Below are 14385 nucleotides of genomic sequence, written 5' to 3'. Positions count from 1 at the left end.
AAATGAGCGACTGGGTCGAGGCCTGTGAGGCCGCGGACATAGACGAAGAAGACGTGATGCGGTTCGACCATGGCGGCCGCACCTTCGCCATCTACCGCAGCCCTGACGACGAGTATTTCGCGACGGACGGGCTTTGCTCGCACGAAAAGGTGCATCTGGCCGACGGGCTGGTGATGGACGACATCATCGAATGCCCGAAGCACAATGGCCGCTTCAACTACAAGACCGGGGCGGCGAGAGGGGCGCCGGTCTGCGTCAACCTCAGGACATATCCGGTCAAGGTCGACGCCGGCAAAGTCCTCATTCAGATCGGATGACGGTGATGACAAAGGCAATGGTCATCATCGGCGCCGGCGAATGCGGCGGACGCGCGGCACTCGCATTGCGCGATCTCGGTTTCGAAGGGCCGGTGACGCTGGTCGGCGACGAGCCGCATCTGCCCTATGAGCGGCCGCCGCTGTCGAAAGAGGCCATGGCCGGCGAGGCGCCCGCGATCAAGGCGATCACCAGCGATGAGATCCTGGCCGAAAGGTCGATCCGGCATATCCATTCGGTCCAGGCCGTGGCGATCGACCGCGCCGCCCATGTCGTGCGCCTGTCGGATGGCTCGGCGCTGCCGTACGACAAGCTCCTGCTGGCGACCGGCTCGCTGCCGCGCAAGCTGCCGATGCCGGGCCTCGGAGCGCGCTGCGTGTATCTCAGGACCTTCAATGACGCGAAGGCCATCCGCGCCCATCTCAGGGCCGGAAACCGCGTGGCAATCGTCGGCGGCGGCTTCATTGGTCTCGAACTCGCCGCCTCGGCGCGCAAACTCAGCGCAACCGTCACCGTCATCGAGGCGCAGCCGCGCATCCTGATGCGTGGCGTGCCCGCCGAAATCGCCGAGACCATCCACAAGCAGCACGAAGCCGAGGGCGTGACGATCCTCGCCGGCCAGGGCATCGCGGCCATCACCGATGACGGCGCCGAGGTGCGCATCACACTTGCCGGCGGCCTGGAGGTCGTTGCCGACCTCGCCATCATCGGCATCGGCGCGATGCCGGTGACCGGGCTTGCCGCGGAAGCGGGATTGACCATAGACAACGGCATCGCCGTCGACGCCGAACTTCGCACCGGCGATCCGGACATCTTTGCCGCCGGCGACTGCTGCTCGTTTCCGCTTGCCGTCTATGGCGGAAGGCGGGTGCGGCTGGAGGCATGGCGCAACGCGCAGGAGCAGGGCGCGCTGGCGGCCAGGAACATGCTGGGCGCCGGCGAGACCCACGCCGCTGTGCCGTGGTTCTGGTCGGATCAATATGGCCTGACCTTGCAGATCGCCGGCCTGTCGGACGAGGGGCACAGCGTCGTGCGCCGCGACCTTGAAGACGGTGCCTTCATCCTGTTCCATCTGGCTGGGGACGGCCGTCTGGTCGCTGCAAGTGGCATCGGGCCGGGCAATGCGGTCGCCCGCGACATCAGGCTGGCCGAAATGCTGATTGCCAAACGGGCAAAGCCGGCGCCGGAGGCGCTCGGGTCACAGACGGTCAAGCTGAAGTCGCTGCTGGCGGCGTGAGGCGCGCCATCCGGAAATCAAGGATCTAGGGGGAAGAAAATGCCGAGCACCAGACCGACCGTCGCCGACCTGCAATCGCTGAAGGGCAAGCGGCAGCTTTCCAAGCTCAGGGTCTTCTCGCTGGAAGAGGCCGAGGCCGCGGAGCGCGCTGGCATCGATATCATTTCCGTTCCCTACGACCTGATCTTCGACCCGCGGTTTCGCGATGCGGCGCCGACCCGCTTTGCCATTCCCGGTGACGAGCAGGCCAAAATGGGCGCGACCACTGACGAGATCCTGCGCACGGCAGTGAAGCTGCGCGCGGCAAGCGCCGACGCCATGTATTGTTCGGCCAGCCTGCAGACGATCCGGCGGCTTCGCGACGAGCATATTCCGGTCTGCGGCCATGTCGGGCTGATCCCGGCGCATGCGACCTGGACGGGCGGGTTCAAGGCGGTGGGCAAGACCGCCGAAAGTGCTTCCTTCGTCTGGAAACAGGTCAGGGACCTGGAAGCGGCAGGCGCCTTCGCCGCCGAGATCGAGGTGGTACCGGCCGAAATGGCGAGCGCCATCTCCAGGCGCACGCCGCTGATCATGATCTCGATGGGGGCCGGCGCCGGCTGCGATGCCCAGTATCTGTTCTCGGAAGATGTGCTCGGCACCCATCGCGGACACTATCCGCGCCATGCCAAACGCTATCGCGACCTGGCGGCGGAGTTCGACCGTATCCAGAGCGAGCGCGTTGCAGCGTTCAGCGAGTATGCCGCCGACATCCAGTCCGGCGCCTATCCGGCGCCGCAGCACATGGTTGGGGTGGACGCCGAGGAATTGCGCAAGTTCGAGGCGTTCCTCGAATCCCAGACCTGAGCGGCTTGTCCCTCAGCTCTAGAATAGCGCCTTCAGCTCAGACAATTTGTCGTTGACCAGCCAGCCATAATAATTTTCCTCAGGCAGCTTTTCGGGCTCGCCGGCGGCTCGGCGCTTGTCGTTCTCGGCCTTCAGCGCTTCGGCACGCTGCTCGGGATTGCCGACATTGTAGAGCGTCGCCGTGAGGCCGGGATTGCCCGAAATATCGAGGCCGGCAATGCTCTCGTAGGCGTCGATCGATTTCCTGATCGTCGCCGCGACGTAAGGAAGCGTCAGGTCCGGGTCCATGATGGTCTTGTAGACCCCGTTCGGATCGGCGACGTCGAGCTTGGGCAAGCCGGACACTTTGTGCACGAGATCGCTCATCTGCAGCGCGGTCAGCGGGTTGAGCTGGCCAAGGCCGAAGGTCTGGCCGGCATAATAGGGCTGGAAGAAGGTGGCCCCGAAACGGTCGTTGGGAAAGCTCTCGCCGCCCACACTCTTGCCGCGGAAGGCATGGTTCCACACCTGCTCGCGGCACTCCCACAAATCGTAGCTGTCGGTCAGGCCGGCGCATTTCTTGAATTCCGGCCGCTGCACGAAATCCGTGATGTCCTCGCCCTCATAGGCGAAGGCGAGCCTGCTCGACAGATAGGAGATCGCCTTGACGTAGTAGGTCTGCAGCCGGTCGTAGGCATCGACATTGTAGGTATGCTCGCCGACGATGGCGCCGACGATGTGAATGGGATCGATGCCATAGGCCGCCGCCTGCTGCTTGATCTTGCCGCGAAGGTCGGCGTCGTTCTGCAGCAGCGCGTAGACCTTGCGGTACTTGGCCTGGAAGGTGGTGTTGGTGGCCTGGGTGCGGCGGCTCGACGCGCCCGGTATGTCGGGCTGCTCGGCATGGCGGTTTCCCGGCGGGACCAGCGTCGCCGCATCGGCGGCGGCCACCGCTGCCGTCAGCGCCAAGCCGAGAAGGAGAAGTATGCGTTTTTTCATGCACCGCCGCCTGTGAGTCGCCGGGCAAACTAGGTAAAGCTCAATGGAGAGTCGAGAGAACCGCCTCGTCTTGCCGGACGAAAGCGGGCAGATGCTTCCATTTGGCCACACCCTGGTTCTTGCGCCGGGAACTGCCCGGCGCCGCTTCTACAGGATGAATCTGGACAAATCCGTGTTCCTGGAAAGGTCGCCGACATGCTTTTGCACATAGGCGGCATCGATGGTGACCGACGTGCCGTTGCGGTCCGGCGCGTCGTAGGAAATCTCGTCCAGCACCCGCTCCATCACCGTCTGCAGGCGCCTGGCGCCGATGTTCTCGACGCTGGCGTTGAGATCGACGGCGATGCCGGCAAGCGAATCGATGGCGTCATCGGTGAAGCTGAGTTCGACGCCTTCCGTCTTCATCAGCGCGATGTACTGCTTGATCAGGCTGGCCTCGGTCTCGGTCAGGATGCGGACGAAATCGTCCTTCTCCAGCGCCCGCAGTTCGACGCGGATCGGCAGGCGGCCCTGCAGTTCCGGCAGCAGGTCCGACGGCTTGGCGACGTGGAACGCACCCGAGGCGATGAACAGGATGTGGTCGGTCTTCACCGGTCCGTATTTGGTCGCCACCGTGGTGCCCTCGACCAGCGGCAGCAGATCGCGCTGCACGCCTTCGCGGGAGACGCCGGCGCCGATGCCGCCTTCGCGCGACGCGATCTTGTCGATCTCGTCGAGGAAGACGATGCCGTCGTTTTCGGTCGATTCAAGCGCCCGGCGCACCACCTCGTCCTGGTCGAGCAGCTTGTCCGACTCGTCGCTGATCAGCAGCGTGTAGGATTCCTTCACCGTCGTCTTGCGCGTCTTGGTTCTCTGGCCGCCCATCGCCTTCGACAGCATGTCGTTGATGTTGAGCACGCCGATATTGCCGCCCGGCATGCCGGGAATCTCGAAGCCAGGCATGCCGCCGCTGCCGGTGTCGGCCACTTCGACCTCGATCTCCTTGTCGTCGAGCTCGCCGTCGCGCAGCTTCTTGCGGAAGCTATCGCGCGTGGCCGGGCTTGCCGTCTTGCCGACGAGCGCCTCAAGCACCCGTTCCTCGGCATTGAGGTGGGCGCGCGCCTTGACGTCCTCGCGCATCTTCTCGCGCACCAGGCCGATGGCGATCTCGACCAGGTCGCGGATGATCTGCTCGACGTCACGGCCGACATAGCCGACCTCGGTGAACTTGGTGGCCTCGACCTTGACGAAGGGCGCACCGGCGAGACGCGCCAGGCGGCGCGAGATCTCGGTCTTGCCGACGCCGGTCGGCCCGATCATCAGGATGTTCTTCGGCATCACCTCTTCGCGCATCTGGCCTTCGAGCTGCTGGCGGCGCCAGCGGTTGCGCAAGGCGATGGCCACGGCGCGCTTGGCGTCCTTCTGGCCGATGATGAAGCGGTCGAGTTCCGAAACGATTTCGCGCGGGGAGAATGTGCTCATGTCACTCAAATTCCACTTTGCCACTGCCGGATGGACTCAAACGGATGCAGCAGCATGATCACGTTGAGCGTCAGATTGTCCCGGATGATGTAGCCGGTGCCCAGTTCGAAGATCACGGCAAGGCTGACGATCACCCATATAGGAAGCTTTCGCGCCATCACAAATCCCAGCACCATGGCGAACGTATCCGCCACGGAATTGATGATGCTGTCGCCGTAATAGTTGAGCGAGATGGTGCCGGCCCGATAACGGTCGATGATGAAGGGGCTGTTTTCCAAGAGCTCCCAGCCGCCCTCGATGAGGACGGCGAAGGCCAGCCGCAGCCCGACCGGCGAGCGCGGGAACAGGACCCTTGCGAGCGCATAGAACAGGAAGCCGTGGATGATGTGCGAAGGCGTGTACCAGTCGGAAATGTGCTGGGAATTCTCGGAGCTGTTCACCACACCGTGCCAGAGCTTCACGTAGCCGCAGGTGCAGATCGGCGGGTGACCCATGCCGTAGAGGACCCCGGCCTGGAAGATGACCAGAGCCAGCACGAGCAGAAGCCCCATCCGCCAGCTGTCTTCATAGGCAGATAGCGTCTTGTCTTCGCCGATCGTGTTCATTTGGTCAGTGCCCCTCTTGCGCGTCGCCATCGGCCGCATCAACGGCCATCAGCACGGCGTCCCCATATTCCGATTGCCTGCGCCCGATCGCCCTGAAGCCGGCCTTCTCATAAGCGCGGATGGCGCGCGCGTTCTCAGGGTGCGGATCGATGATGACGCGCGGCGCCCCTTCCTCGAAGAGCTGTTCGACGAACTGACGCACGATGGCCGAGCCATGGCCGACGCCAACCAGCTCCGGCCTGCCGATGGAGAGATCGATGCCCAGCGTGCCGAACGGCTGGTCGGCATAGGGATGGTCGTCCTCCATATGCGGATCGTAGCTCTGCAGATAGGCGATCGGCTTGCCGTCCAGCTCGACGATCAGCGGTTCGACCGAAATCGAGTCGATATGCTCACGGATCTCGGCGATTTCCTTGTCGGGATCGCCCCACCATTCGGCGACATGCGGCTCGGCCAGCCAACCGGCGATCATCGGCAGGTCCTTTTCGGTCACCGGCCGAAATTCGTACACATCGCTCTGCTTGGCCGGCTCAGGCGGCATCGAGCGTTTCGATGACGAAGTTGTTGTTGGTGTAGACGCAGATGTCGGACGCGATCTGCATCGCCTTGCGAGCGATCTCTTCGGCGTCCTTGTCGGAATCCATCAGCGCGCGGGCGGCGGCCAGCGCGTAATTGCCGCCGGAGCCGATGGCCATGACGCCATGTTCGGGTTCGAGCACGTCGCCGGTGCCGGTCAGCGCCAGCGAGACCGACTTGTCGGCCACCAGCATCATGGCTTCCAGCCGGCGCAGGTAGCGGTCGGTGCGCCAGTCCTTGGCGAGCTCGACACAGGCGCGCGTCAGCTGCTCCGGATATTGTTCGAGCTTGGCTTCAAGCCGCTCCAGAAGGGTGAAGGCATCGGCGGTGGCGCCGGCGAAACCGGCAATGACATTGCCGCCCTTGCCGATGCGGCGCACCTTCTTTGCGTTGCCCTTCATGATGGTCTGGCCAAGGCTGACCTGCCCGTCGCCGGCGATCACCACCTTGCTGCCCTTGCGCACCGTCACGATGGTCGTGGCGTGCATGGTCAGTTCATTCGACATGTTCTGCTCCGATCAGCACCGATCCCGATAAGGCGATCCGGCGCGTTACGAGTGACTTGATCGGCCATATGTATGCATGGGTCAAGCGATTGCAAACCGGCCTCCGGCAAGCCTCGATAGCGCCGCGCATGCCAACTGGCAATCGCCGGATCATGCTGCTAGAAGGCTCTCGCTTTCAAGCGTGCGAGGGCTTGGAAGGCGTGAAACCCTGGACAAGGATGAGGTCATGTCGCCCCGTTCCGCCGAAGCAAGCCGCAAGACCAAGGAAACCGATATCTCCGTATCGGTCCATGTCGACGGCTCGGGCAAATCCGACATTGCAACCGGCGTCGGCTTCTTCGACCATATGCTGGACCAGTTGTCGCGCCACTCGCTGATCGACATGACGGTGAAGGCCAAGGGCGATTTGCACATCGACGACCACCACACGGTCGAGGACACCGGCATCGCGCTCGGCCAGGCGCTGGCCAAGGCGCTCGGCGAGCGGCGCGGCATCATGCGCTATGCCTCGATCGACCTTGCCATGGACGAGACGCTGACCAGGGCGGCGATCGACGTCTCCGGCCGTCCGTTCCTGGTCTGGAACGTATCCTTCTCGTCGCCCAAGATCGGCACCTTCGACACCGAGCTGGTGCGCGAATTCTTCCAGGCGCTGGCGCAGAACGCCGGGATCACGCTGCACGTGACCAATCACTACGGCGCCAACAACCACCACATCGCCGAGACCTGCTTCAAGGCGGTGGCGCGGGCGCTGCGCGCAGCACTCGAACGCGACCCGCGCCAGCCGGATGCGGTGCCCTCCACCAAGGGATCTCTGAAAGGATAGGCGATGGCCATCTATGTCGTGATGGAACCGCCAGGCCGCAGCGAAACGGCCGACGTGACCTTTGTCCGCGACGGATTTGCCTGGCTCGGCTTCCTGGCGGCGCCGTTGTGGCTCGCCTGGCACCGGCTGTGGGTCGAGGCTGCACTCGCCTTTGTCGTCATGGCCATACTGTCGATGCTTGGCGAAAAACTGGGGCTTGCCTGGGCCGGCTCGCTGCTGTCGCTGCTGGTCTCGCTCTACATCGGACTGGAGGGGCAGGCGTTGCGGATCGCCGCACTGCGCCGCCGCGGCTGGCATGAAAGGGGCGTTGTCGCGGCCGACAGGCTTTATGACGCCGAGACGCGCGATGCGCTGGAGGCCGAAGCGATGGCGGAAGAGCAGGCGACGATGCAGCGCATCGTTCCGGACGCCGCCCTGGCGCGGCCGCCTCAGACCGGCATTGCATTGGGTTTGACCCACACGCCCGGAAAGCCCTGACATGCGGATAGCGATCATCGATTACGGGTCGGGCAATCTGCGCTCGGCCACCAAGGCCTTCGAGCGCGCCGCGCATGAGGCGGGCATCGCCGCGGCGATCGAGCTGACCGCCGACGCCGAACGCGTCCGCACCGCCGACCGCATCGTGCTGCCCGGCGTCGGCGCCTATGCCGACTGCGCGGCCGGCCTCAAGGCCGTCGCCGGCATGTGGGACGCGGTGGAAGAGGTGGCGATCGTCAAGGGCCGGCCCTTCCTCGGCATCTGCGTCGGCATGCAGCTGATGTCGGAACGTGGTCTGGAAAAGACCGTGACCAAAGGTTTTGGCTGGATCGCCGGCGACGTCAAGGAGATCACGCCCACCGATCCGGCCCTAAAGATACCGCAGATCGGCTGGAACACGATCGAGATGACGCGCAAGCATCCGCTGTTTTCGGGCATCACGACCGGGACCAAGGGATTGCACGCCTATTTCGTCCATTCCTACCATCTCGATGCGAAGAAGGCCGACGAGGTGCTGGCAATTGCCGACTATGGCGGCCCGGTGACGGCGGCAGTCGCGCGCGACAATCTGGTCGGCACACAGTTCCATCCCGAGAAGAGCCAGGCGCTCGGCCTGGCGCTGATCACCAATTTCCTGCGCTGGAGGCCTTAACCCATGAGCAAGAAGGGCTATTGGATGGCGATGATCGATGTTCGCGACCCCGAGGTCTACAAGCAGTACATCGAGGCCAATGCGAAAGCCTTCGTCAAATATGGCGCGAAGTTCCCCGTGCGCGCCGGACGATATGTGAGCCCGGAGGGTCCGACCGGAAACCGCCACGTGCTGGTCGAGTTCGACTCTTACGAGGCGGCGATCGCCTGCTACGAATCGCCTGAATACAAGGAAGCCTCGAAATACCGGCTGGCGGCATCGACCGGCCACTTCGTCATTGTCGAGGGCGCCTAGATGATCCTGTTTCCGGCCATCGATCTCAAGGACGGCAAATGCGTGCGCCTGAAGCACGGCGATATGGCGACCGCGACGATCTACAATGACGATCCGGCCGCACAGGCTAAGGCTTTCGAGGAGCAGGGCTTCGAGTGGCTGCACGTCGTCGACCTCAACGGCGCCTTCAAGGGTCAGAGCGTCAACAGCGCGGCGGTTGGCGCCATCCTCAAGGCGACGAAGAGCCCGGTTCAGCTCGGCGGCGGCATCCGCACGCTGGCGCAGATCGAGGACTGGCTCGACCGCGGGCTTGCCCGCGTCATTCTCGGCACGGTTGCGGTGCGCGACCCCGACCTGGTCAGGCAGGCCTGCAGGGCCTTCCCGGGCAAGATCGCCGTCGGCATCGACGCCAAGGGCGGCAAGGTGGCGGTGGAAGGCTGGGCCGAGGCGTCGAGCCTGGGTGTCGTCGAACTGGCGAAGAAATTCGAAGGCGCCGGCGTCGCCGCCATCATCTACACCGACATCGACCGCGACGGCGTTTTGACCGGCATCAACTGGGACGCCACCATCGACCTGGCCGAGGCGGTGTCGATCCCGGTTATCGCCTCTGGCGGGCTCGCCTCGATCGCCGACATCGTGCGCATGACCATGCCCGACGCGAAGCGGCTCGAAGGCGCGATCTCCGGCCGCGCGCTTTATGACGGGCGCATCGATCCGGCCGAGGCGCTGGCGATCTTGAGCGGCAAACAGGCGGAGACGACGCCGTGAACGTCACGATCATCCTGGCGTCCTATGACAGTGGTTACTATCACGGCGGCTGCGGCCAGGGGCCGGACGCGTTGATTGCCGGCGGGCTGACCGAGGCGCTCAAGCTTGCCGGGCACGACATAGACGTTCACGACATAGGCAGGATGAGCGACGAGCAGGAGCGTGAGATCGCAACCGGCTTCGCCGTCTGCAACGCTGTGTCGGGTGAAGTCCGCATTGCCTGTGACCGCGGCCGGTTTCCCATTGTGCTTGCCGGCAATTGCCTGACCAGCGCCGGCGCGGTGGCCGGCGAAGGCGCCGATGCCATGATCTGGGCCGACCAGCATGGCGACCTCAACACACCCGATACCTCGACATCGGGCTTTCTCGACGGCATGGCGCTGGCGACCGTGCTCGGGCTTTGCTGGCGACCTATCGAGGCGCGGATCCCCGGGTTCAAGGCAATCGATCCTGCCCGCTGCGTGCTGGTCAACGCGCGCGACCTCGACACTGCGGAACAGCAATTGCTGGAGACGCTGCCGGTCATCCGGACCGAATGCCCGGACTGGGCCGGCGCGGCGCAAAAGCTGAAGGACGCCGGCGCCGAGCGCGTCCACATGCACATCGATCTCGATGTCCATGACCCCGAAGCGCTGCAGGCCAACCGTTACGCCACTCCTGGCGGTCCGGCTCCGGAGCAAGTGCGTCAGGCGATGTGCGGCATGGCCGGACCGTTGACGCTCGTCGGCCTCACCATCTCCGCCTACGATCCGGCCTTCGACGCCAAGGGCGAAGTGCCGCCGCTGGTCGGCCAGCTGCTGGTCGACCTGCTTGCGACTCTGGAGAAAAGCTGATGCTGAAGGCCCGCGTCATCCCCTGTCTCGACGTCAAGAACGGCCGCGTCGTCAAGGGCGTCAATTTCGTCGACCTGGTCGATGCCGGCGATCCGGTCGAGGCGGCCAAGGCCTATGACGCGGCCGGCGCCGACGAGCTCTGCTTTCTCGACATCACCGCGTCGTCGGACAACCGCGAGACCATTTTCGACGTTGTCGCCCGCACCGCCGAACAGTGTTTCATGCCGCTGACCGTCGGCGGCGGCGTGCGCCAGGTGGCCGACATCCGCAAGCTGCTGCTGGCCGGCGCCGACAAGGTGTCGATCAACACGGCTGCGGTGAAGAACCCGGATTTCGTCGCGGAAGCGGCCGACAAGTTCGGCAACCAGTGCATAGTGGTCGCCATCGACGCCAAGAAGGTATCCGCGGTCAACGAGGCCGACCGCTGGGAGATCTTCACCCATGGCGGGCGCGAGAAGACCGGTATCGACGCCGTCGACTTCGCAAGGCAGATGGTCGATCGCGGCGCCGGCGAGATCCTTTTGACGTCGATGGACCGCGACGGCACCAAGGCCGGCTACGACCTTGCGCTGACCCGCGCCATTGCCGACGCGGTGCGCGCGCCGGTCATCGCGTCCGGGGGCGTCGGCACGCTCGACCATCTGGTGGAAGGCATACGCGACGGCCATGCCGGGGCCGTGCTGGCGGCCTCGATCTTCCATTTCGGCACCTATACGATCGCGCAAGCCAAGACGCATATGGCCCGTGCCGGGCTGCCCATGCGGCTGGACTCCCTGGATAATCGGCTCTAAACGGCGCAAATGGCTCAGTTTTCACTGTCTGACCTCGAAAAAATCATCGGCGAACGCGCCCGGTCCGGCGACCCGGAATCGTGGACGGCAAAACTGTTCGCCAAGGGCATCGACAAAGCGGCACAGAAGCTCGGCGAAGAGGCGGTCGAGACGGTAATCGCCGCCGTGAAGGGCGACAGGCGGGCCCTCGTTTCGGAAAGTGCCGATCTTATATATCATTGGCTTGTCGTCCTTGGCATCGCGGGGGTTCCTCTGGACGACGTGCTGAGAGAACTCGAGGGTCGCACTGGCCGCTCGGGCGTCGCCGAAAAGGCATCCCGGTCGAAGGGCTGACCCGCAAGAGACGGATTGAGCATGATGTTGCCCGAAAACCGCTTCACACTTTTCGGCATCATGCTCTAGGAGGGCAGGAAACTCGATGGACCAGCTTGCTCCTACCGAGAAATACTCGCCCTATCGTTTCTTCTCGGCCGAGCAATGGTCGCAGTTCCGCGCCGACACGCCGCTGACGCTGACCGAGGACGAGATCAACCGCCTGCGTTCGCTGAACGACCCGGTCAATCTCGAAGAGGTCAAGCGCATCTATCTGTCGCTGTCGCGGCTGCTCTCGGCGCATGTCGAGGCGAGCCAGTTGCTGTTCAGGCAGCGGCAGGCCTTCTTCAACGCCCAGGATGTGGTCAAGACGCCCTTCATCATCGGCATTGCCGGCTCCGTCGCGGTCGGCAAATCGACCACGGCGCGCGTGCTCAAGGAACTTTTGGCGCGCTGGCCCTCGAGCCCCAAGGTCGATCTCATCACCACCGACGGCTTCCTGCTGCCGAACGAGATCCTGCGCCGCGACAATCTGATGGAGCGCAAGGGCTTTCCCGATAGCTACGATGTCGGCGCACTGCTCAGGTTCCTGTCAGGCATCAAATCGGCGCAGCGCAATGTCCGCGCGCCTGTCTATTCGCATCTGACCTATGACGTCATCCCCGGCGAATTCGTCACCATCGACCGGCCGGACATACTGATCTTCGAAGGCATCAATGTGCTGCAGCCGGGCAAGTTGCCGAGGGACGGCAAGATCGTGCCGTTCCTGTCCGACTTCTTCGACTTCGCCATCTATATCGATGCCGATGAGGCGCTGATCCACCAATGGTATATCCAGCGCTTCATGCGGTTGCGCGAAACCGCCTTCCGCAACCCGGACTCCTTCTTCCACCGCTATTCGCAGCTTTCGGAAGATGCGGCGCGCGCCATTGCCGAAGGGCTATGGGCCAACATCAACCTGAAGAACCTGCGCGAAAACATCCTGCCGACGCGCGCACGGGCCGATCTCATCCTGCGCAAGGGCGCCAATCACCTGGTCGAGGAAGTGGCTCTCAGGAAGCTGTGAAATCTTGAGGCATTCCTTAAAGTCATCTTAACCGAGCTTTTCTATTGTCGGGGCCTGATCCGCGGGCTTCGGCAGGCAATGAACGCGCCATTCCTTCATATCGATCGACCGGCCACCGCCGGCGAAACGAGCCCGAAGAGCGGGACGGCCACGGTCGCGCTGATCGTGCCGGTGCACAATGAGGAAGCAGCGATCGCTCCGTTCCTGGCGGCCGTGCGTGAAAATATCGACCCGCTGAAGGACGCCGGCGTCGCCTTCGAATTCATCTTCATCAATGACGGCAGCAGCGATGCGACGCTCGAGAGGCTGATCGAGGCACAGCGAACCGATCGGCGTATCCAGGTGATCGACCTGTCGCGCAATTTCGGCAAGGAAGCGGCGCTCACCGCCGGTCTCGACTGCTGCGATGCCGATGCCGCGATCCCCATGGATGTCGATCTGCAGGATCCGCCGCATGTCATTCCGCTGCTCGTCGAAAAATGGCGCGAGGGTTTCGAGGTCGTGCTTGCCAAGCGCGCCAACCGGTCGAGCGACAGCTTTCTCAAGCAGCGCTCCGCGTCGATGTTCTATCGCGTCCACAACTGGATCGCGCAGCAGAAGATCCCGCACGATGTCGGCGACTTCCGGCTGATCGACCGGCAGGTGATCGAAGCGCTGCGCTCCTTGCCCGAACGGCGCCGCTTCATGAAGGGCCTGTTCGCCTGGGTCGGCTTCCGCACCGCGACCGTCGAATACAAACGCGACCAGCGCATCGCCGGCCAATCGAAGTTCTCGGGCTGGCGGCTGTGGAACTTCGCGCTCGAAGGCATCACCAGCTTCTCGACCGCGCCGCTCGAGATCTGGACCTATGTCGGCGCGACGATCTCGGCCTTGTCGTTCCTCTACGGCCTGCTGATCATCGCCAAGACACTGGTGTTCGGCATCGACGTGCCCGGCTATGCCTCGCTGCTGGTCAGCGTCCTCTTCCTCGGCGGCATCCAGTTGCTCGGCATCGGCATCATCGGTCAGTACCTCGGTCGCGTCTATGCCGAGATCAAACAGCGCCCGATCTACATCGTGCGCCGCACATATGAGGGGACGGACTGATGGAGCTCGACGCCTACCGACAGATGGCGGCCACCGAGGACGAGCACTGGTGGTTCTGCGGGCGGCGCGCCATCGCCGAAGCGGTCATCCGCGTTCTCGGCCTGCCTGGCGACGCCGATATCCTCGAGATCGGCGCCGGCACGGGCGGCAATATCCAGATGCTGGAACAGTTCGGCGCTGTCACAGCGGTGGAGATGAACGATCTTGCCCGCCAGATCGCCCGCGAGAAGACCGGCCACGACTTCCTTGCCGGGCACCTCCCCGACGGCATGCCCGTCGCGTCGAAGGGCTTCGACCTCATCTGCCTGTTCGACGTGCTGGAACACGTTGCCGAAGACGAGGCCTCGCTGGCAACGATCCGCCGCATGCTGAAGCCAGGCGGCAAGGTCGTGCTAACGGTTCCCGCCCACCAATGGCTGTGGAGCAAGCACGATGTCGGGCTGCACCATATGCGGCGCTATTCGCGCGAACTGCTGAAGGCGCGCATCGAGCAGGCCGGATACCGGATCGAGAAGCTGAGCTATACCAACGCGGCGCTGTTTCCGGTCGCGGCACTTGCCCGCCTTGCCGATCGCCTGCGCCGCTCGAACACCGCCTCCGGACAGGCAATGCCGCCGAAGCCGATCAACAGCGCGATGAAAGCGCTGTTTTCGGCGGAGAGCCGGATCGTGCCTAATGCCGAACTGCCTTTCGGCGTGTCGCTGCTGGCCGTGTTCGGCAAGGATGCGGCTTTCGACGCGGCGCCCGAAGGTGGCAGACTGGCGGCCTGACCCCCAA

19 protein-coding genes are annotated in these 14385 nt (G+C 64.0%); 14 read left to right on the top strand and 5 right to left on the bottom strand.

The window, feature by feature from the left end:
* The first annotated feature begins 2 nt into the window (after positions 1 to 2).
* The 3 genes from A6B35_RS05145 to A6B35_RS05135 are packed head-to-tail and all read left to right on the top strand — an operon-like array spanning position 3 to position 2398.
* A complete protein-coding gene (locus A6B35_RS05145) occupies positions 3 to 317 on the top strand; it encodes a Rieske (2Fe-2S) protein (protein ID WP_006201301.1) in 315 nt (104 codons plus the stop codon).
* Complete coding sequence (locus A6B35_RS05140) at positions 314 to 1552, top strand: NAD(P)/FAD-dependent oxidoreductase (RefSeq protein ID WP_006201300.1); 1239 nt, start codon at positions 314 to 316, stop codon at positions 1550 to 1552. Before A6B35_RS05145 ends, A6B35_RS05140 begins: the two co-directional genes overlap by 4 nt.
* A 39-nt stretch (positions 1553 to 1591) precedes the next feature.
* Positions 1592 to 2398, top strand: coding sequence for a 3-methyl-2-oxobutanoate hydroxymethyltransferase (locus tag A6B35_RS05135; RefSeq protein WP_006201299.1), 807 nt, complete (start codon positions 1592 to 1594; stop codon positions 2396 to 2398).
* A gap of 18 nt (positions 2399 to 2416) precedes the next feature.
* Here A6B35_RS05135 and A6B35_RS05130 read toward each other — a convergent pair whose 3' ends face one another.
* The 5 genes from A6B35_RS05130 to hslV all read right to left on the bottom strand — a co-directional run bounded on the left by A6B35_RS05130 (position 2417) and on the right by hslV (position 6524).
* Complete coding sequence (locus A6B35_RS05130; protein WP_006201298.1) at positions 2417 to 3376, bottom strand: DUF1402 family protein; 960 nt, start codon at positions 3374 to 3376, stop codon at positions 2417 to 2419.
* Between the two features lie 147 nt (positions 3377 to 3523).
* Entirely contained in the window at positions 3524 to 4837 is a 1314-nt protein-coding gene (hslU, locus tag A6B35_RS05125; protein ID WP_006201297.1) for an ATP-dependent protease ATPase subunit HslU, read from the bottom strand.
* 5 nt (positions 4838 to 4842) lie between these two features.
* A complete protein-coding gene (locus A6B35_RS05120) occupies positions 4843 to 5442 on the bottom strand; it encodes a DUF2585 domain-containing protein (RefSeq protein WP_006201296.1) in 600 nt (199 codons plus the stop codon).
* Between the two features lie 4 nt (positions 5443 to 5446).
* The gene (locus tag A6B35_RS05115; protein WP_006201295.1) at positions 5447 to 5983 is read right to left on the bottom strand and encodes a GNAT family N-acetyltransferase; all 537 of its coding nucleotides are present in this window, start codon (positions 5981 to 5983) and stop codon (positions 5447 to 5449) included.
* Positions 5973 to 6524, bottom strand: a complete 552-nt coding sequence (gene hslV, locus A6B35_RS05110; protein WP_006201294.1) for an ATP-dependent protease subunit HslV — start codon at positions 6522 to 6524, stop codon at positions 5973 to 5975. Before hslV ends, A6B35_RS05115 begins: the two co-directional genes overlap by 11 nt.
* A gap of 226 nt (positions 6525 to 6750) precedes the next feature.
* Here hslV and hisB point away from each other — a divergent pair, with 226 nt between their 5' ends.
* The 11 genes from hisB to A6B35_RS05055 all read left to right on the top strand — a co-directional run bounded on the left by hisB (position 6751) and on the right by A6B35_RS05055 (position 14378).
* Positions 6751 to 7350 (top strand): imidazoleglycerol-phosphate dehydratase HisB, encoded by a 600-nt coding sequence (gene hisB / locus A6B35_RS05105; RefSeq protein ID WP_006201293.1) that lies wholly within the window; start codon positions 6751 to 6753, stop codon positions 7348 to 7350.
* 3 nt (positions 7351 to 7353) lie between these two features.
* Complete coding sequence (locus A6B35_RS05100; protein WP_006201292.1) at positions 7354 to 7827, top strand: DUF2628 domain-containing protein; 474 nt, start codon at positions 7354 to 7356, stop codon at positions 7825 to 7827.
* Position 7828: 1 nt separating this feature from the next.
* Complete coding sequence (hisH, locus tag A6B35_RS05095) at positions 7829 to 8479, top strand: imidazole glycerol phosphate synthase subunit HisH (RefSeq protein WP_006201291.1); 651 nt, start codon at positions 7829 to 7831, stop codon at positions 8477 to 8479.
* 3 nt (positions 8480 to 8482) lie between these two features.
* Complete coding sequence (locus A6B35_RS05090) at positions 8483 to 8773, top strand: DUF1330 domain-containing protein (protein ID WP_006201290.1); 291 nt, start codon at positions 8483 to 8485, stop codon at positions 8771 to 8773.
* On the top strand, positions 8774 to 9520 hold the full coding sequence (hisA, locus tag A6B35_RS05085; protein ID WP_006201289.1) for a 1-(5-phosphoribosyl)-5-[(5-phosphoribosylamino)methylideneamino]imidazole-4-carboxamide isomerase: 747 nt from the start codon (positions 8774 to 8776) through the stop codon (positions 9518 to 9520).
* Positions 9517 to 10353 carry an arginase family protein gene (locus A6B35_RS05080; protein WP_006201288.1) on the top strand — a complete coding sequence of 279 codons (837 nt, stop codon included), beginning with the start codon at positions 9517 to 9519 and terminating at the stop codon, positions 10351 to 10353. The genes hisA and A6B35_RS05080 overlap by 4 nt, the downstream gene beginning before the upstream one ends.
* Positions 10350 to 11144 carry an imidazole glycerol phosphate synthase subunit HisF gene (hisF, locus tag A6B35_RS05075; RefSeq protein ID WP_040582469.1) on the top strand — a complete coding sequence of 265 codons (795 nt, stop codon included), beginning with the start codon at positions 10350 to 10352 and terminating at the stop codon, positions 11142 to 11144. The genes A6B35_RS05080 and hisF overlap by 4 nt, the downstream gene beginning before the upstream one ends.
* Positions 11145 to 11153: 9 nt before the next feature.
* Positions 11154 to 11477: a phosphoribosyl-ATP diphosphatase gene (locus A6B35_RS05070; RefSeq protein WP_006201286.1), complete on the top strand. Its 324-nt coding sequence runs from the start codon at positions 11154 to 11156 to the stop codon at positions 11475 to 11477.
* An 85-nt stretch (positions 11478 to 11562) separates the two neighbouring features.
* Entirely contained in the window at positions 11563 to 12522 is a 960-nt protein-coding gene (gene coaA / locus A6B35_RS05065; protein ID WP_006201285.1) for a type I pantothenate kinase, read from the top strand.
* Positions 12523 to 12600: 78 nt separating this feature from the next.
* On the top strand, positions 12601 to 13608 hold the full coding sequence (locus A6B35_RS05060; protein WP_006201284.1) for a glycosyltransferase family 2 protein: 1008 nt from the start codon (positions 12601 to 12603) through the stop codon (positions 13606 to 13608).
* A complete protein-coding gene (locus A6B35_RS05055; RefSeq protein WP_006201283.1) occupies positions 13608 to 14378 on the top strand; it encodes a class I SAM-dependent methyltransferase in 771 nt (256 codons plus the stop codon). Before A6B35_RS05060 ends, A6B35_RS05055 begins: the two co-directional genes overlap by 1 nt.
* Positions 14379 to 14385 lie beyond the last annotated feature (7 nt).

The sequence above is a fragment of the Mesorhizobium amorphae CCNWGS0123 genome (genome assembly GCF_001686985.1).
GTDB classification, from domain to species: Bacteria; Pseudomonadota; Alphaproteobacteria; order Rhizobiales; family Rhizobiaceae; genus Mesorhizobium; species Mesorhizobium amorphae.
The sequence above is the reverse complement of the archived record's forward strand: the minus strand, read 5'-3'. Positions and strand labels throughout refer to the sequence as shown.